The 19,127-nt window shown below is 33.5% G+C and carries 15 protein-coding genes and 3 pseudogenes; 3 read left to right on the forward strand and 15 right to left on the reverse strand.

What is annotated here, in order from left to right:
• Positions 1-155: 155 nt before the first annotated feature.
• The 6 genes from AAIE21_RS12770 to AAIE21_RS12795 all read right to left on the reverse strand — a co-directional run bounded on the left by AAIE21_RS12770 (position 156) and on the right by AAIE21_RS12795 (position 6,442).
• Positions 156-1,394: a DUF4073 domain-containing protein gene (locus tag AAIE21_RS12770; RefSeq protein WP_343267130.1), complete on the reverse strand. Its 1,239-nt coding sequence runs from the start codon at positions 1,392-1,394 to the stop codon at positions 156-158.
• Positions 1,395-1,734: 340 nt separating this feature from the next.
• Positions 1,735-2,082 carry a DUF4260 domain-containing protein gene (locus AAIE21_RS12775; protein ID WP_343267131.1) on the reverse strand — a complete coding sequence of 116 codons (348 nt, stop codon included), beginning with the start codon at positions 2,080-2,082 and terminating at the stop codon, positions 1,735-1,737.
• Between the two features lie 79 nt (positions 2,083-2,161).
• The gene (locus AAIE21_RS12780) at positions 2,162-3,277 is read right to left on the reverse strand and encodes an aminopeptidase (RefSeq protein ID WP_343267132.1); all 1,116 of its coding nucleotides are present in this window, start codon (positions 3,275-3,277) and stop codon (positions 2,162-2,164) included.
• A gap of 334 nt (positions 3,278-3,611) precedes the next feature.
• Positions 3,612-4,283 (reverse strand): ABC transporter ATP-binding protein, encoded by a 672-nt coding sequence (locus AAIE21_RS12785; protein WP_343267133.1) that lies wholly within the window; start codon positions 4,281-4,283, stop codon positions 3,612-3,614.
• Positions 4,283-5,347 carry an ABC transporter permease gene (locus AAIE21_RS12790; RefSeq protein ID WP_343267134.1) on the reverse strand — a complete coding sequence of 355 codons (1,065 nt, stop codon included), beginning with the start codon at positions 5,345-5,347 and terminating at the stop codon, positions 4,283-4,285. The genes AAIE21_RS12785 and AAIE21_RS12790 overlap by 1 nt, the downstream gene beginning before the upstream one ends.
• A 414-nt stretch (positions 5,348-5,761) precedes the next feature.
• Complete coding sequence (locus AAIE21_RS12795) at positions 5,762-6,442, reverse strand: HAD family hydrolase (protein WP_343267135.1); 681 nt, start codon at positions 6,440-6,442, stop codon at positions 5,762-5,764.
• 412 nt (positions 6,443-6,854) lie between these two features.
• Between AAIE21_RS12795 and AAIE21_RS12800 the strand changes: the two genes are divergently transcribed.
• The 3 genes and pseudogenes from AAIE21_RS12800 to AAIE21_RS12810 all read left to right on the forward strand — a co-directional run bounded on the left by AAIE21_RS12800 (position 6,855) and on the right by AAIE21_RS12810 (position 8,372).
• Complete coding sequence (locus AAIE21_RS12800; RefSeq protein WP_343267136.1) at positions 6,855-7,331, forward strand: DUF2975 domain-containing protein; 477 nt, start codon at positions 6,855-6,857, stop codon at positions 7,329-7,331.
• A 10-nt stretch (positions 7,332-7,341) separates the two neighbouring features.
• Positions 7,342-7,563, forward strand: coding sequence for a helix-turn-helix domain-containing protein (locus AAIE21_RS12805; protein WP_207994338.1), 222 nt, complete (start codon positions 7,342-7,344; stop codon positions 7,561-7,563).
• A gap of 18 nt (positions 7,564-7,581) precedes the next feature.
• Positions 7,582-8,372 (forward strand): annotated as a pseudogene (locus AAIE21_RS12810) (DUF817 domain-containing protein).
• Positions 8,373-8,658: 286 nt separating this feature from the next.
• Here the strand turns inward: AAIE21_RS12810 and AAIE21_RS12815 are convergent.
• From AAIE21_RS12815 to AAIE21_RS12855, 9 genes and pseudogenes are all read right to left on the reverse strand, one after another.
• Positions 8,659-8,937, reverse strand: a pseudogene (locus AAIE21_RS12815) (sensor histidine kinase); the annotation flags it as partial.
• Between the two features lie 212 nt (positions 8,938-9,149).
• Positions 9,150-9,773, reverse strand: a complete 624-nt coding sequence (locus AAIE21_RS12820) for a response regulator transcription factor (RefSeq protein WP_343267137.1) — start codon at positions 9,771-9,773, stop codon at positions 9,150-9,152.
• Entirely contained in the window at positions 9,742-11,325 is a 1,584-nt protein-coding gene (locus AAIE21_RS12825) for an ATP-binding protein (protein ID WP_343267138.1), read from the reverse strand. Before AAIE21_RS12825 ends, AAIE21_RS12820 begins: the two co-directional genes overlap by 32 nt.
• Before the next feature lie 78 nt (positions 11,326-11,403).
• Positions 11,404-13,374: an FtsX-like permease family protein gene (locus tag AAIE21_RS12830; protein WP_343267139.1), complete on the reverse strand. Its 1,971-nt coding sequence runs from the start codon at positions 13,372-13,374 to the stop codon at positions 11,404-11,406.
• Positions 13,375-13,397: 23 nt separating this feature from the next.
• Complete coding sequence (locus tag AAIE21_RS12835) at positions 13,398-14,153, reverse strand: ABC transporter ATP-binding protein (RefSeq protein WP_343267140.1); 756 nt, start codon at positions 14,151-14,153, stop codon at positions 13,398-13,400.
• 278 nt (positions 14,154-14,431) lie between these two features.
• The gene (locus tag AAIE21_RS12840) at positions 14,432-15,808 is read right to left on the reverse strand and encodes a sensor histidine kinase (protein WP_343267141.1); all 1,377 of its coding nucleotides are present in this window, start codon (positions 15,806-15,808) and stop codon (positions 14,432-14,434) included.
• Between the two features lies 1 nt (position 15,809).
• Positions 15,810-16,481, reverse strand: coding sequence for a response regulator transcription factor (locus tag AAIE21_RS12845; RefSeq protein ID WP_343267142.1), 672 nt, complete (start codon positions 16,479-16,481; stop codon positions 15,810-15,812).
• 356 nt (positions 16,482-16,837) lie between these two features.
• Positions 16,838-17,503, reverse strand: a pseudogene (locus AAIE21_RS12850) (formylglycine-generating enzyme family protein).
• Between the two features lie 373 nt (positions 17,504-17,876).
• On the reverse strand, positions 17,877-19,124 hold the full coding sequence (locus AAIE21_RS12855) for a DUF1015 domain-containing protein (protein WP_343267143.1): 1,248 nt from the start codon (positions 19,122-19,124) through the stop codon (positions 17,877-17,879).
• Positions 19,125-19,127 lie beyond the last annotated feature (3 nt).

The following is a 19,127-nucleotide window of genomic DNA, read 5'->3' on the forward strand; positions in this document are numbered from 1 at the left end:
TGAATAGTCGCTAAACAAAGATTATAGAGCAAAAGCAAAAGGGTGATACATATTATACATGACTAATATGTATCGCCCTTTATTTTTATAGATTTATACAATTTAGATCTTTATACTTGTAAAGAACGCCCTTTATATAAGGCAGAGTGTTTGTACTATTTATTAGCTGAGAACCGAACCATCTGTGTTAACCCAGGTTGCAAATTCATTTCTCCTTTATGGCGCACATACACTGTTTGATTCCCTTCAAATTGCGGAGGGTTTGCTGGATTATACGTATGCCATTCCTTTGTTCCTTCTATAGAATATTCCATGTACTCTGTCGCACCGATAAGAATATTCTTTTTATCATCAGCAGTTACATCTGGTGCCATTTGTGCTATCTTTCCATCATGAATAGATAGCTTTTTAATTGCTTTATCACGCTTGTAATCATAAGCGGTTACCATCACGTCGTTACCATATGCTTTCACTTGCAACCCTTGTTTGAAAGAATAGCCATCTGGCGCTCCCTTTTCGCCACCATTTGGCCCAGCTGACATCCATCCGTTTTCAATACCACCAGTATTTACAACCGTAAACCCTCGTTCATCTCCGCCTTCAATTTTCTTTTTCCCAGCCCAGTCTGGTAAATTTAAATCCCAATGCGTATGACTCGTAAAGAAAACAACTTGTGGATAATCTTTTAAAATATCGTATAACTTATCCACATTTAAATAATCTTGCAAATAAGGTGATTGACGCGATCCAGATACAGTATCGGGAAGAACGTGATGAGAGAAGAGAAAAATTGGCTTATTTTTATCTTTTTGGCTATATTGCTCTAAATTTTGTTTAAGCCAACCGAGCTGTTCATCACTAAGATATACTTCATCCCACATTTTTGGATCATGGTACTTCATATATTTCTCCGTCCCTAGAAATAATAGAGGATAGTCATCTAATTCTTTTTTATGATATACCTTTTCTTCACCACTAAATTGTAAATATCGGTCAAATAATGATTGCTCAGATACACCATTTGGCCATGTATTTTGAGCAAGCTTACCATCCGCTGTCCATTTTGGAGCATAAAACTCATGATTTCCTACTGTAGACCAAACGTTTTCTGGATGTTTATTTTTATGTAATACACGTTTCACATCATCGTATTGATATTGCAAACCTGTTCCCGTAATATCACCATTCATAATTAAAGCACGGTAATGCGGTGTTACCTTATTCATATCTTTTAATACATGATCAAAATCCCCTAAGTCCCCTTGAATATCGCTCACTACATTGAACATGGTAGCTGGCTTTCTTACTCGCTCCTGTTCTTTCGCTTCAGCACTCATTGAAAAAACCGGCAATAGTGTTGCGATAGCTGCTAATGATAAAACGGTCTTTTTCACGTTTTCTCCCCCTAATAATATGATTAAATCGACACGTGTTGTTTTATTCTCAGGTGCTTGTCCCACTCATAGTATAAAGAGAGATTGTAAAAAACAATTACATACAGTTTTAAATATTCGTTAAGAAAGGTTCCTTTTCACTTGAATCACACAACAATAAATCCGTAATATTACACCTATTTCCTACACAAATATTAATTCTTTGTAAACTATGAGGAGAGATTCGTGTTGTTTGCTTTTAAAAAATGATAAAAATCATCTTGGCTTTGTGGGATTAAAAAAAAATTATTTATCTATAAGAAGATTCATATGTACTACAAACGTTTATTCCTACTGTATCTTATAACTTTTGAATATGAGTATCCTTAAAACCTGTTTTATATTTGAGCCCATATCCAAACATACGGTCCATTCCAATATGAGCCGTCCAAATTAAGCCGATCATAAAAATAACATCTAATTTTAGAAACATACCTATTAAAATAAGTAATAGAGACACTACGTAAGTATGAAACAAATTATACACCTGCGCCCCAATCTGGTCATTCAGAAGATATGCTAGCATAGAAACATCCGGCGCTAAAAGCAACAAGAAAAATATGAACCAACTAAACTCATGTAATGAGTAAATATAAATAGTCGCTACTAAAACAATAAGCCCTTCAAAATGTATAATTTTCTTCTCCATGTTTTTTCCTCCCTTCTAACCATCAGTTAATAAGAAGTACAAGTTATTACTACTTTCCATCATGTTTTTGACATAGTAATCAGTTGTTTTTCAACTTCTCTTCATTTAGTCCATATAATTCTGGCAATACAAACCTACCATCTTTTCTAATTAATACATCATCAAACCAAATTTCTCCGCCACCATAATCCGCTCTTTGAATATGTACTAAATCCCAATGAACTGCTGATTTATTCCCATTATCTGCACCTTGTAATGAATCTCCTATCGCTAAATGAAAACTACCATTTATTTTTTCATCAAACAGCGTATTATTCATTGGATGTAATATGTACGGGTTAAACGCTAATGCAAATTCACCTATGTATCTTGCGCCTTCATCCATATCAAGAATTTGGTTGATTCGTTCCGTATCATTCGCATGCGCTTCTATTATTTTCCCATTCTTAATTTTCAAAGTGATATCACGAAACGCAAAACCTTGATGAACAGACACCGTATTAAACGTTATTACACCATTTACAGACTCTTTAACAGGTGCTGTATACATTTCACCATCAGGTATATTATCTATTCCATCTCCTTTTAGGACCCCCATTCCTTTAATTGAAAAACATAAATTCATACCTTTCCCAATAATTTTGACTTGATCTGTTTTTTCCATTCGTTCTTTCAGTGGTTCCATCGCTTTAGACATTTTATCGTAATCTAGTGTGCAAACATCGTAATAAAATTTCTCATATGCCTCTGTACTCATATTCGCTTCTTGTGCTGCAGAGGCATTTGGAATTCTCGTTGTCACCCATCTTGTTTTATAGACAGCTTCACTTTGTGCTTTTCCAAATATCCTCTGATACATTTTCAATTTATCTAGAGGTAAATCAGCTAGTTCATAAGCATTTCGAGGACTACGTAGATTAATATAAGCCTGCATCTTACTTAAACGATAGCACTCCCAATCTGCAAACATTTTAAATTGTTCTTCAGACCCTGACAAAATCAATTGGCGTGTAACAGATACATCACGCATCGATACATGCGCATATCCACCCGCCTTTTCAACAGCTTTAACAATTTCCCGAACGACTAAAGGGTCAACTTCCGTAACACTTTGAATCAATACATGATCACCAGATCGCACTTTAGTCGAATGGTTCACTAATACGTCTGCTAATTTAGATAAGCGCCTATCCACAACGATTCCTCCCACCTACAAAAAACAGAATAATAAAACTATTATACCATTTAATCCCAAAATTCATTTAAATAAATAATAATTTGCAAAAAAGAACAGGAATTCATGCTGTAGGGATAAGGAACTATTGAAGTATGTCGGGAAGACGAATAGGTAAGTGAAATTTCATCAGCGCTTTTTCAAATATATCGACGCAAATTCGGATATATCAGCTATTCGACAAAGGTCATCAACTAACCAACACATAGTGACAAAATAAACATCTATCAGCACATATTTCTCCATACGCAAAAAAAAGCACAGGAATCTCTCCCTGCGCTTTCTCCTATCATACTTACACTAACTTTCCATCTCTAAGCGTTAAGATACGATCACATACATCCAGCATTCTCTCATCATGCGTAATCATAATCGCTGCTTTTTGACTTTCTTTCACTTCACTTTTCATCATTTCAACAACTTCACGCCCACGTTTTGAATCAAGGCTTGCTGTTGGTTCATCTGCTAATATTAAATCCGGATTATTCATGAAAGCACGTGCAATCGCAACCCTTTGTCTTTCCCCTCCAGATAATTGATTTGGGTAATGATTTTTTCTCTGAGATAGTCCAAATGCAGCTAACAAATGTTCCACACGCTTTTCAGATTTTTTTCGGTCTTCTTTCTTTAATTTTGCAATGTAGAGTAATTGTTCTTTTACATTTAAATAGGGAACAAGATTTGCAAACTGAAAAATGAACCCAATTTTTCTTAAACGAATATCTGTCATTTCCTTTTCTGATAAATGCGTGATATTTTGTTCACGAATGTAAATGTTTCCTTTCGATGGTGATAATAACGCACCAGCAATTGATAACAAAGTACTTTTCCCTGATCCAGAGGGACCAACAATACCGATAAACTCTCCCGCCTTCACATCAAGTGAAATCGGATGAAGGGCAGTTACTTCTGTATTTCCTTCTCCGTATACTTTACTTACTTCCTCTAATTTTAATAACGAAGTCATCACATGCCACCTCCAATTGCTTCTAATGCATCCACTTTTAATACTTGATATAAGGAAATAAGTGTTCCAAGAATACTAATGACAATAAAGATTCCTGCATATTGACCAATCATTGTTGTCGTTAATAAAAACGGCATGCTTTCCGGTGAAATTCTTTGCAAACCTTCTACTAACACAATACTTATCCCCATTGCGACAACAGATAAGAATAATGCTTGCACAACTAAACTAGTTGCTAAATACGAATTTTTCGTTCCAATTGCTTTTAATACACCTAATTGCTGCGTTTTTTGCAATGTAATGACATAGAAGAACACACCGATTAATAAGGCTGCAATCACAAGCAAGAACGCAATAATCATTGTTAATGTTCCCTGTTCTTCTTTATACCCTGGGATACTTTGCAGAACTTCTTTTTTCTCTATCACATGTGCATTTTTTACTTCCTTATCAGTACGAAGTGCAATTGCACTATAGTCCTTTTGATTTGGCTGCGCAATTTGTCCCCATACATCTTGATTCACATACACAACAGGTGTGTGACTAAACATTTGATCTTTTGTAAAGCCAACGATTTTGAATTCTTTTTTAGAAACCGGATCGATAATTGTATCTCCAATATCTATGCCTTTTTCTTTAATTGATTCATCAGCAACCATTTCATCCTGTGCGGTTTCTAACGCATTCCCTTGCACAATCTTTGGTTGTAAGAACGTGTCGCGTTCGCTTGCAAAAATTGCAATATCAACCTTTTTTGAACTATCCTTCTTTTCATACGTGGAAACTTTCACATGAAATGGTACAGCATCTTTTGCATCCACTTGCCCTACTACATCATCTACATCGTCTTGCTTAATTTGTGAACGGAGTAATTTATTTTCCGCATCATCTGCTAATACAAATTTTGTTGCATCCATATTTTGAATGGATGATGCATTATCATACGATAGACCATTTGCTAATCCAGAAATCACAAGGACTAAAAATGATAATAAAATCATGATGAGTCCAATTAATCCATATCTTAATTTTGATTGTTTTAATTCGCGCAGCGCTAAAAACATTTCGCTTGCTCCTTCCTATTTCTTTCTATGTACTCATCTTAAAAAAGAAATATGAACGGAATATGAACAAAAGATTACAGAAAAAAATACTAAGCAAACAGAAAGTTTTTCAAAAAATATTGAAAAACAAACAAATTATTGTTATGAGGCAACCTTATAACCAGTCATTAACTAAGGATTCCCCATACTATTATGAATGAAAAGAAGACAAATTCCTCATGATGAATTTGTCTTCTTTTTATCCTATATGAACGCATAACCGATTAACCCTTCACTTTATTCCACACTTTTATATGACTTCCTGTGGAGAAAAACTAAAAAAACATTTCTAATACCAAGATCATTCACATTATAAATCGCATACCTAATAGCAAACAAAAACGCTCAGAGAATATCATTCTGAGCGTTAATTGATCATTTGATTAAATCATCCGTTTGTTTTGTATTTTCAAACAATACGGTTTTTAACTCCATTAAGTCATTTATTACCAAATCAGCCTGAGCGAGTTCATCTTCTTGTGCAAAATCAAAATTACACCCAATTGCAATCAAACCATTATCTTTAGCTGCATTTATATCGGACAGGCGATCTCCAACTACTGCTGCCTTTTTTATATCATATTTTTGTATAATTGTTTTAACTAAATCTCCTTTATCGAGCGTTTGTATTTGCTCAATACTACATGTTTCAGTAACCCAATGATCCAAGTTATAATAACTCACAATTGCGTGCAAATATTCCGTTAAACCATTACTCGCTATGTAAATGGAATAATTATTTTCTATTAAATAATTGAAAACTTTCTTTACATTAGGGTATAAAGCACCTTTTCCACTCCTTATATTTTCAACTAATCTTTCTAGAAAATAAGCATCCGTTTGCTCTCTTACCTCATTGGAATGATCAGGTAACAAAGCTTCCCAAACTTTTGGTAAAGGTACACCCATAATTTCACGGTATTTATCAATAGGGGTTACTGTATCCCATAAATTTAGTGAACGTAAATGGTTAAAAGTATCATCAAGTGATACTTCTAAAATTTTTTCTGTTTGAAATAAAGTTCCATCCATATCAAAAATCAGTGATTGTAACATTTCTCTCTCCCCTTTTTATCATTGCTGAATAACTTCTAAAGTTTAACATAAAATTACAATGAACTTTTCCTCTTTTCGAAATAGTTCAGAAATAACATAGCACTTAACAATCAAATTAACACCATAATTCAAACAATGACAATGGTTATTATCAATCTATTATTGGATATGCTATTATTCACGAACAATAAAGTTCCTTAAAAAATAAAATAGTTGTTTAAAAGGATGGTATAAAATTGGATTTTCATACCATCTTCTTTCATTTCTTTGTAATGAGAAATGCTTTTTATCTTTGTTTAAAACCAACACTTGTATAGCAATAAAAATATCATTATAATAAATAAAAATTTATTGTTAAACGATAAATAATATGTTAAATTCAAATTGACAATAAATAAGTGAGGTGCTTTTTATGAAACGAGTGTCAACGATCTTTTTAAAGATCGCTGTTATTCTTATTGGAATTCCGATTCTTGCTTTATGTATATTTGGCTTACCTTGGTTAGCTAATAATCCAGTAAATCCAGATTATGCCCATATACTATATCCCATTTTAATCATTATGTATGGATCGGTGATACCATTTTTCATTGCGTTGTATCAGGCGTTCCGACTTCTAAGCTACATTGACAAGAACAAAGCTTTCTCGGAATTATCTGTAAGAGCTTTAAAAAATATAAAATACTGTGCAATCACAATCAGTCTCTTGTATGTGGTAGCTATGCCACTCTTTTATTTCATAGCGGAGATAGACGACGCCCCAGGTATCATAATAATCGGCTTGGTCATTATTTTTGCTTCCATTGTAATTGCAGTGTTTGCTGCTGTTCTTCAAAAACTGTTAAAAGAAGCGATTGATATAAAATCAGAAAATGACTTAACGGTCTGAGGTGATTAACATGGCAATAATAATCAATATTGATGTGATGTTGGCTAAAAGGAAAATGAGCGTAACAGAACTTTCAGAGAGGGTTGGAATAACAATGGCTAACCTTTCTATATTGAAAAATGGAAAGGCAAAAGCAATTAGATTTTCCACTTTAGAGGCAATTTGCAAAGCATTGGAATGTCAACCTGGAGACATTTTAGAATACAGAAATGACGAAGACAATCAAGATTAATAAAGTGAGGCGCAAATCATGAGAGCACTAAAACAACTCGTTCGTTTCGGCTTTGAGCAGGCCCTATCGTGTTTGTTTCCTGTCGTTATTTTTACCTCTTTGGTTTTACACAAATCATACCACTTCCCTTCCTACCACGGTATGACTGGTTGCTCATCATCTGTCTTCTGATGCAGTGGTGGATGGTGCGTTCTGGGCTTGAAACACGTGATGAACTAAAGGTTATCACGTTGTTCCATCTTATTGGACTTGCTCTTGAACTTTTCAAGGTACATATGGGCTCCTGGTCTTATCCGGAGGAAGGATATTTCAAAATTTTTGGAGTGCCTTTATATAGCGGATTCATGTATGCAAGTGTAGCGAGTTATCTTTGCCAAGCGTGGAGGAGGTTGAAAGTTGAACTAGTTAAGTGGCCACCGTTTTTAGTAGTTGTCCCTCTTGCAACTGCGATTTATTTGAATTTTTTCATCCACCATTATTGGATTGACGTTCGCTGGTGGTTATCTGGACTTGTCATTATCGTCTTTTGGCAATCATGGGTCACATACGAAGTTGATGGAACTCGTTACCGTATGCCACTCGCACTTTCTTTTGTGCTCATCGGATTTTTTATATGGATAGCTGAAAATATCGCAACGTTCTTTGGAGCTTGGAAGTATCCAAACCAAACCGATGCATGGAATCTCGTTCATCTAGGAAAGGTGAGTTCATGGCTTTTATTAGTGATTGTTAGCTTTCTTATAGTAGCGACGTTAAAACAGGTTAAGGGGAAAAAACCTACCCGGGTAGATACTAGTCAATTTTTATAACTGTTAAGAACCCTCTTAAAAAAGGTCGGATCCTTAGGACTTTTTAGCGTACAAAATTCCGGATCAGATACATTGGAAAAAGCAACAATTCGAATTGTTGCTTTTTTCTTTATAAATAGCTTTTGATAATATTGCGGGAATGCATTTATTAGGGTTTCTTGTGAAAATATTATTCCCTCAACAAAAAAAGCATACCAATTCGTATGTGAATTGGTATGCGAATTCATATATTATTTAAAGTGTTTCTCCCGAAAACGGAACTACTTATTTCAAGTAGCCCTTCCCATTATTTAGGTAATTCAATTCGAAACGTCGTACCCTCTCCTTTTACACTCTCCACTGAAATTTCCCCATGATGTAATTCAATGATTTTCTTTACGATGGATAAACCTAAGCCACTTCCTTCAACGTTACGAGCCCTTGCCGCATCAACCTTATAAAACCGATCAAAAATCCGATCCGCTTCTTCTTGTCCCATACCAATCCCGCTATCTGAGATTGAAATTACTACACTCGTTTCTAATTCCCTAGCAGCAAATGCAATGGTTCCACCACTATCTGTAAACAATGATAATAAAATCATAATAAGTCCGATTAATCTACACCTTAATTTTGATTGTTTTAATTCACACAGAGCTAAAAATATTTCGCTCGCTCCTTCCTATTTCTTTCTATGCATTAATCTTAAAAAAGAAATAGGAACGGAATATGAACAAAAGATTACAATAAAAAATTTACCATTGAATGAAATGTATTGGATTCAAGCTCATAGTTTCATTAACGATTTCTATAATGAGGTTGAATATACCCTAATTGTATTCCTTTTGTTACAGCTTCTAATGAGGATGAAACATCCAATTTATTAAATATATGTTGAATGTGGTTTGATATTGTGCGTTCACTAGCATATAACATAGTAGCAATTTCTTTACGCTTATATCCTCCACATAGTAGCTGTAAAATTTGTTTTTCACTATCCGTTAATTCTTCAACATAATCCGTGGACATTGGAAAATAACATGCGCCTTCGTTAATCTTAATTAAAATTTCCAGCAACTTATCTGGCATAATATTTTTATTAATAAAGCCACTTACACCAATTTTTTGAGCTTCATATCGATAAACAGGCAAATCATAACCTGTTAGGATAACTATTTTCGTATCATATTTACTATTTAAAATAGTTTTTGCTACTTCTAAACCATCTTCGCTACTGATATTGTTTAAATTTATATCTACTAAAATAATGTCTGGCTTAAACTCTTTCATGATTGTGATAACATTTTCAACATTTTGTAATGAATAGAATTCATCTATCTCAGGATAATCTTCTAAAGCTATCTCCAAACTTTTTGAAAACAAAGCATGGTCATCTATTAATAAAATATTGATAGGAATCATCTCCTTTCATAGGAATAAAAATAACAACACATAAACCAGAAGGCTCGCATTTTGAAATTGTCATATTACCGTTTAACAAAAATAGTTGTTCTTTAATAGAATTCAATCCTCTATGTTCATTAGGAATATGATGCTTTCCCATACCCACCCCATTATCTTTTACGATAAGCTCTATTTTGTTATTTTCTTGTACCAAACTCAAAACTAACTGAGAGCATTCAGAATGTTTGAATGCATTTATTACTAATTCTTTTAAAATTCGATATATAACAAGATTATACGGTTCAACTAAGAATAAATTTTCATTGCAGTTAAAAGATATATCAATATTTTTCATTCCGTACTTTTGCTGTATCATCTCAAGCAAATTACTATAATTCTTTTTTAATGTGAGTGTCTTTAATAGCGCGGGGTGGTACTCTTGCATTTGTACGCGTATAGACTGGTTTAAGTTGTCCAGCGTTTTTACTATCATTTCATGAATTTCTTCTTTATTAGATTTATTCATCATATTTTTAACTGCTAATATATCTTGCAATATTTCATCATGCAGATAATTAGAAAAATCACTTTTTAACTTCTCCTCTTTCGCTATCTGCAAGAGATTATGAACGTAAGAGCTTTTCGGCACAGCTCTGGCTTCTTCTATATCCACATTTAAGATTCTATTTTTTACGTCTTGAAATAATAGAGTAAAATAAAGAAGAACAAACCAAAAAATCGTATGTATAATGATAAAATAGGTAATTATATTAAATCTAAACAGCATCCCAAGGGAACTCATAAAAACAATACAACATAAAAACATGAATACCATTTTTTCTTCTTTTAAAAGAAAATATTGTTTTATAAATAGATGGCTTTTAAAAGCAATGGCATGAATACTGAATAAAGGTAATAGGATCACGATATACCATCCTAAATTACTTAAATATTCAGGGCTTCTTGCAAACAACAGGGCATACACAATAAAGAGAGCGATAAGAATAGCAATGGATTTACGTAAATGATTTTTTTCGCTTGTGAAGATAAATTTGATTCGTTTTCGATGTTTCAAAAATAGAAAAATAATACATAAAAAACTAAAAATCCATTGACACAAAAATAAAACGGCAAATAGTTTTTCGTTTATCAATTTCGCAACCAGCGTTGATATACACATAACCTTTAAAATCCAGTCAGTTTCTTTTTTATAAGTATAAATAGAATCTTGGAAAAAGAATACAAGCAAAAATTGTACTGTCTTATATAGAATGACTACACTAAGTAATATACTTAACGTATAAAAAATGTGACTCCCATTAAGTGTAAGTAAAAATTGCCATGAAGCAAAAAGCAGTAATTTGGAGAATTTTGATAATGTGTTATTTTCTTTTATATTTACAAAACTAATATAGGCCCCATATATGACCATTATCGTTATAAATGTTAGTGGAAGTAACTTTTCTGTTCCTGCAATATTCCCTTGCAAAAATTCATAACATAAAAAAATAATCATACAAAGTTGATTCATTAAAATAAAGATTTGTTTTTGCTCATAATACTTTTTCATAGACTCACTTACCTTTACTAGATTACATACAGATAAAGCTGATGCTTGTTTATTATCCTCAGCTTTATCTGTAAATTTTTACTTTTTATTGTTAAATATAATTTTATAGCAAGCTCTTTTTGTTAACAAATAATAAATGATGTAAACCACTGTAAAAATAGTTACCGCAAAAAGAATCGGTAATATAAAGGCACTGCTTTTTCCTAATAAATCGTCCATTAAAGCAGTTTTGTATGCTATCAATGCAAAAATACTATGTGCTACCCCTAATGTATAAGGGATGCTAAATAACGTAAAGATTTCTTTTCTAATTATCTTTTTGATCTTTTTCCTGTTATATCCCATTCTTTGTAAAATAGTAAATTCATCTTTATTTGACATCATACTCGAAAGATTATGGAAATAGAGTATGCTACCCGTTGCAATAAAAAAGATGATAGTAACAAAACTAATGAGCAGAAATGTTGAGCTATTTTGTCCAATAATATAATCATTCTTTTGATAACTACTTGTAAAATAGATATTATCTTTAAATAGTGGAACTAAGTTTTCATAAACTTCTTTGTTATCTCTCATATCTGTTCCGTTCATACTCATCACAGTCTTTTCTGGAAGCCCTAATGCTTTTATTTCTTTGTAAAGTTTGTCAGAAATAATAAGGGTCCCTACACTATTTGCAAATCCAATTGGATTAAGTAATGTAGTCTCTTTCACTTTTACATCCACACTATTCGTAGATGTTACGTTCAAAGTATATGTATTCCCTTTATCTAACTTTTCTTTTTCAGGCCTATATTTCACTAAAATACTTTCATGTTCAGCTAAATTTTCAAATTCTACATTTTTCCCCTGAAAATTTATTAACTCCCTGTAATCCGACTCAGAGATAAGATCAAATCCATGTTCTTTCTTTATACTGTATTCTTTAGGCAAATTTTCAGAAGAGGATGTTCCTTGAATAATAGTCGTTTCTTTATAATTTATGTTTTCTTTTCCGACAGTATCTTGAACAACTTTAATTGCTTTAACAGCCAATTCTTTATCTTCTACTGGAAACTCAATAGCTGAGGGTACAATACGTTCTGTAGCAGCAACTGGATAGTAAAGCGTCAGTACAGTGGAGCCAAATATAGCTAAAGTTCCTGCAGCTAATAAAGTTAACAAAATTAAAGTTTTTGCCTTCGAACGGATTTTAAATATAAAGTTCGGAATGATAATAATATTCGATTCCTTATAAAACCATTTTTTCTTTTTCTTCAATTTTTGAATAGCAAAAGGTAGAAAGGAGTGAATAAAGAAAATTGTCCCTAATACCACACTTAACATTGTTACAAGTGCGATTGGTGAAAATCCTATCGTTTTCCACAATGATTTTGTGCCTCTTGTAATATCAATAGCTAAGAAATATCCTGTCGAAATCAAAAATAGTCCCAATAGCGATAAAGTTGTATGAACTTTCACCTGCTTTTCTTCCTTTTTCTCCATGCGTACCAAAGTAAGTAAGGAACTTTTCCGAAGAATTATCCAGTTTGATAAAAATAAGACGGTCAAAACAGCAAATATAAAAATAAAAGTGAATCGTACCGAATCAAGATTAATTAATGGCACTTCAGAAGTATTAATGTTTAATTTTAATACTCTAACTATCACCTGGATAATTCCTTTATGAGCAACTGCCCCCAGCACGATACCTACAATTAGAGCAGTAAAACAAATTATTATATTTTCAAAGGTTAGTAATTTTACCATAGTTGACTTTCGATAGCCCAAGAGTGAATAAATTCCCAACTCTTTCATTCTTTTTTTCATAAAGAAAGTATTGGAGTATGACATATAGAATAGTACAAATGCCATAACAAAGATTGCCACCGTTCTCGACATTGTTTCTACTCTACCATCAGATGAAATCTTTTCCATAATAATATCGTTCATGGAAAAAGAAATAAAGGCGAAAAACACCATCAAAACGAAAGCCACTGAAACGAAATAAAACGAATAGAAGGAAAAGTTATTCTTTAGATTCTTTTTTGCTATTGATAATAATCCCACAGCTATGCCTTCCTTTCACATTTTTAGTTATATCGATTTCCATCAATTTTTGAGATTGTCTTTAATATCTCCTCAAAAAATTCTTTTCTACCCTTTTCGTTTCTTTTTAATTCTTTCAGAATATTCCCATCCTTAAATATTAGGATTCTACTTGAAAAACTTGCTGCATAAGCATCATGAGTTACCATCAAAATTGTTGTATGAAGATCCTCATTAACCTCTCTTAACTTTTGAAGTAGCTCTGTTGCAGAGTTCGAATCTAACGCGCCAGTTGGTTCATCTGCAAATAATATACTTGGCTGTTTCGCAATCGCTCTCGCTGCCGCAACCCTCTGCTTTTGTCCTCCAGAAAGTTGACTAGGGTACTTGGATAATTGTTCAAATATGCCAAAACGCTTTGCTAAACTTTCTATAGTCGATTCAATTTCGTTTGGAGATTTGTTTAAAAGAGTAAGTGGCACAGCAATATTTTCCTGCACCGTTAAACTATCGAGTAAAAAATACTCTTGAAAAATAAAGCCTAAATGATCCTTCCTAAAATCCGCAGATTTGTTATCATTAAGTGTTTTGATATTGATCCCATTTATCAAAACATCTCCATCTGTCGGTGTATCAATAGTTGATAGTATATTTAACAACGTTGTCTTTCCAGATCCTGAAGCACCCATAATACCAATAAATTCACCTGATTCAATATCAAAAGATACTTTATTCAGTCCAGGCAATTGAGTCTTATTATAAATTTTTGTAACATTTTTCACGGATAATAATGTATTCATCCTATTTGCTCCTTCCAATTTATTGATATATTAATTTTATTCTTCAATATATAAAGAAGCATGAGTAAAAAACGCAATCTTCTACTTACATTACAAATTCACTTTATTTGTCCTCCCGTTTAACTGTCTCACAGATAACGAAAATTTTTCATTTTCAAATGAATAATCCCAACAATCGACCTCATACAATTTACATATTTTTAACATTTTATCCTATATATAGCCTCCTATAAAAAAAGACTGATTTAAAGATTCTCTCTTCAAATCAGTCCTTCTCATTATTTAGGAATTTCAATTCGAAACGTTGTACCTTCCCCTTTCTTACTCTCCACTGAAATTGTCCCATGATGCAGTTCAACAATTTTCTTCACAATGGATAAACCTAAGCCGCTTCCTTCTACATTACGAGCCCTTGCTGTATCCACTTTATAAAATCGTTCAAAAATCCGATCCACTTCGTCTTTCTCCATACCAATCCCACTATCTGAAATGGAGATTTCTACGCTGTTTTCTAGTTCCCTTGCCGCAAACTCAATCGTTCCGCCTTGATCTGTAAACTTTATGCTATTTGTAAATATATTTGTCCAAACTTGATGAAGTAAATTTTCATCGCCTTTTATATTGATGTTAGGTACATCAAATTCAACCGCTATATCTTTTTCACGCCATTTCCATTCGAGCATAAAAATGACATCTTTCATTTGCTTGTGCAAATCAAACTCTTTTATTTGCAGAACCTTTTCCTCTTTATCTAGAGAGGCAAGCGTAAGTAACTGTTTACATAAACTAGACATTCGCTTACTTTCACCCTCAATAATTTGCAGATAATGTTTTCTTTCCTCTTTTGTCATCTTTTCTGACTGTAATGTCTTCGAAAAACCTTGAATAGAAGATAACGGAGATTGAAATTCGTGAGATACGTTGGAAACAAACTCTTGTCTCATTTGATCTAACTCTTTTATACTTTTTGTCATCTTTTTAAAACTTGTAGATAATGTCCCAATTTCATCTTTGCGTCCTTCGTCTAATTCAATATCATATTCACCACTCGCAATTTTCCGCGTCGCTTTTGTAAATGTTTGAATTGGATGAACGATATAACGTGCTGCAATCGCAATAAAAATGATACTTAATCCAACAATAAACCCGAGTAATAGCGCCAAGAAAATCCTCATTTCGCCAAACTGCTGCTGAATATCAGGGCGAATAAATAAAGCATATTGCTTATCATCATGTTTCAGCGGAACCCCTACACTATTAATTAATTCATTATCAAAAAAGCCTGTTATAAATAGACGAGTTGGATAAGTAGAAACACCATTGTATGTTTTCCCTTGTAATACTTCGTCAATTGTAGCATCACTAATCTTTATATTTCGAAAGGCATTCCCAATCCGTTTCCCGTGCTTTTGATCATCTACTACATAGATCTCATAACCTAATTTCGCAATAGTATGTAAGTATGCATCTCGATTTTCCTCACTCTGTTTTTCATATAAATCCTTTACTTCATTCGCATAACCTAAAATCTTTTCACTATTGTACGGTTTTAACTTCACCTGATAATAGACATTTGTTAATAAAAAACCAATGATACTACTAAGAAGCATAATCCCAATCGTAATCAATACAAACCTAGAATAAAGTGACTTCATCTTATTTCAGCTCCAACTTATAGCCAAGTCCACGTACCGTTTTAATTTGAAAATCATCTGTTCGTTTTGAAAAACGATCTCGAAGACGTTTAATATGAACATCGACTGTCCGCTCATCTCCTTCAAAGTCCATTCCCCAAACAAGTTCAATCAACTCTTCTCTTGAAAAGATTCTACCTGGGTACCCTGCAAGTTGTGATAACAATTCAAATTCCTTTAAAGGAAGTAAAATCGTTTGGTCATTACATTTTACCTCAAAGCTTTTTCTATCAATCATTGTTCCGTGTAATGTTATAACATCTGCACTCAACATTTGGTAACGACGAAGTAAAGCTTTCATGCGGAAGATCACTTCTGCTGGTTCAAATGGCTTTACAATATAATCATCCGTTCCTGAAATAAATCCTTTTTCTTTATCCACCAACTGATCTTTAGCAGTTAATAAAATGACAGGTATATCATGATATTTTCTAATTTCTTCGCATAAAGTATATCCATCAACAAACGGCATCATAATATCGACAATCGCAAGGTAGATATTTTCCTTTTCTAATATAGATTGCGCTACTTTTCCATCCTCAGCTTCAAAAACTTTATACCCTTCCTTTTGTAGGTGGTAATGCAATAATTCTCTAATGTGCTTATCATCATCTGCTAATAAAATATGTATCATATTCGTTAAATCCTTCCTTGTTTATCCTGCATTAACGGACAATAAGACTCCCAACTCAAAGTTAAGCAAAAGCAAAGAAGTTAGGGAAGAGATCAACTGTCCGTAAAAACCCGATTCGTGAGGGCTAATAATCAGTGGGTATGAAGCCCTCCCCACTGATTAAAGTTTCACTTTATCCTTCTACACCTTAACATTAAGAAACAATTGTGTTTTTTGCAAGAAAAAGACAGCATAAAAATGAAAGCCTGCATCTTTGATTACTAAGTAATGAAAGGTACAGGCTCTTTTTTATTTAACTTTAACTCTTAGTTAGTTGAGCTGTAACCCCTCCTTGAAGGTTCGCTCCTTTGAGGAAGTTAAAAAGACCGAGCACGACGGAATCCAAGGTCGTCAATGTCAAATGTCGGATGGCTACGACGGCGACATGAAGCCCCGCACCCCCTGGCCCCTTCAGTCCAGCTCCCTCCTCGAAAAATTCGGTAGGATCCGTACACTTGTTCATCATATAAATCAAAGCACCACTCCCAAACATTCCCTAACATATCATATAAACCCCATGCATTCGATTCCTTTCTGCCTACTTCATGGATTTTGCCGCCTGAATTTTCATTATACCAAGCAACCTTATCAATCTCTCCATATCTATAACTAGTAGTTCCTGCTTTACATGCATATTGCCACTCTGCTTCTGAAGGAAGTCGATAGCCATCAGATTTCCAATCACAAATAATATTTTCACCTTCATTATTTATAGAATAGCACTCTTTCAGTCCAGCTTTCTATGAAAGTAGATTACAAAAAGAAATTGCATCATTCCAAGAAATATTCACAACTGGTTTTAGATCTTTATCAACAGAATTAGGTGACTTATTTGTAATAGCATAATATAGATCCATCGTTACAGGATACCGAGCAAGAAGAAACGGTCTTATTTCAACGTTCCATTTGCTTTTTATTCTATCGTCTCTTAATTTTATTTCTCCCCCTGGAATTTTTACCATCTGCCTGTCAATGTAACTCATGACTTCATTGGACACTCCATAGGCCTCCTAACGATCTTAATGTCATAAATCCCATTACATTTAGAACTATTTAACTGATACAAAAATCAAGTTGTTTTTTACAGATAACTATCCATTATCCATTCACACAGCTCTAGCACTGCACCAAAGAGAATGAAAATGGATAGAATGCCATTGGTTGGAAGAGGCATTTCTATCAACAACGGTGCCTTAATACCTATCTCTTAGTTGAAGAAAGAATAATGGATATCGTATTTTCATAAGTCGTCAATTATTACTATGCATCCTTAATTTGTACTTATAGTAAAAAAAGATAGTAGGGATATTCAATCCTTACTATCTTTTCTTCTAATCTTATATGCTGTCTTTCTCTCTATTCTAAAGAATGTATAAAAAGTCCACTGCGAAGTTTCGGTTCAAACCATGTTGACTTTGGCGGCATAACTTCTCCCGCGTCGGCAATTGCTAATAAATCTTCCATAGATGTCGGATATAAAGCAAACGCTACTTTATAATCCCCACGATTTACAAGGCGCTCTAGCTCCTCTAAACCTCGAATACCACCAACAAAATCAATGCGGCTATCTGCACGTGGGTCATGAATTTGTAACACTTGACTCAGCAGGTGATCTTGTAAAATAGAAACGTCTAAACGTTTTACAACATCATGAGCATCATATGTTTCTTCTTTCACAGTGAGTTTATACCACTTCTGATCCAAATACATACCAAATGTTTTTGATTCGTTTGGTTTATAGGAAGATGCACCGACTTCTTCCACATAAAAATATTGTGAAATTTGCTGTAAAAACTGCCCTTCTGATAAACCATTTAAATCTTTCACAACACGATTATAATCCCAAATCGATAGTTCATCATGAGGGAATAAAACAGATAAAAAGAAATTAAATTCTTCTTCTCCTGTATAGTTCGGATATTGTTCCCTACGCATAAGCCCTACTTTCACAGCAGATGCTGATCGATGATGTCCATCCGCAATATATAGGAAAGGAATCTCTTCAAATAATTTTACTAACGCAAAAATCTCATCAGCTTCTGCGATTTTCCATATTACATGCTCTACACCGTCATCAGCAGTAAATTGATAAATTGGCGTGTGATTCTCTTGCCAATTTACAATTAACTTTGTAACGGTTTCTTTCGTGCGGTATGTTAAAAAAATAGGTCCTGTATTCGCATTACATACATCTACATGACGAATGCGATCTTGTTCTTTTTCATGACGAGTTCGCTCATGTTTTTTAATTGTATTATCAGTATACTCATCAATTGATGTACAAACGACAAGACCAGACTGTGTTCGTCCTTGCATCGTTAATTGATAAATATACAGACATGGATCTTCATCTTGTATCAATACTTCTTCTTTCATTAAACGTTGTAAATTTTCACTTGCCTTTTCATATACACTGTTATCATATGGTGAAACAGCCGGGTCTAAGTCTATTTCTGCTTTATCAATATGTAAAAAGGAATATGGATTTCCCTTTACAACTTCTCTTGCTTCTTCACTATTTAACACATCATACGGCAGTGCTGCAACTTGTGCAGCCTTATCAGATACTGGACGAATTGCCCTAAACGGTCGAATTGTAGCCAAATC

Source organism: Paenibacillus sp. 102 (assembly GCF_039549175.1).
Lineage (GTDB): Bacteria > Bacillota > Bacilli > Bacillales > Bacillaceae_G > Bacillus_A.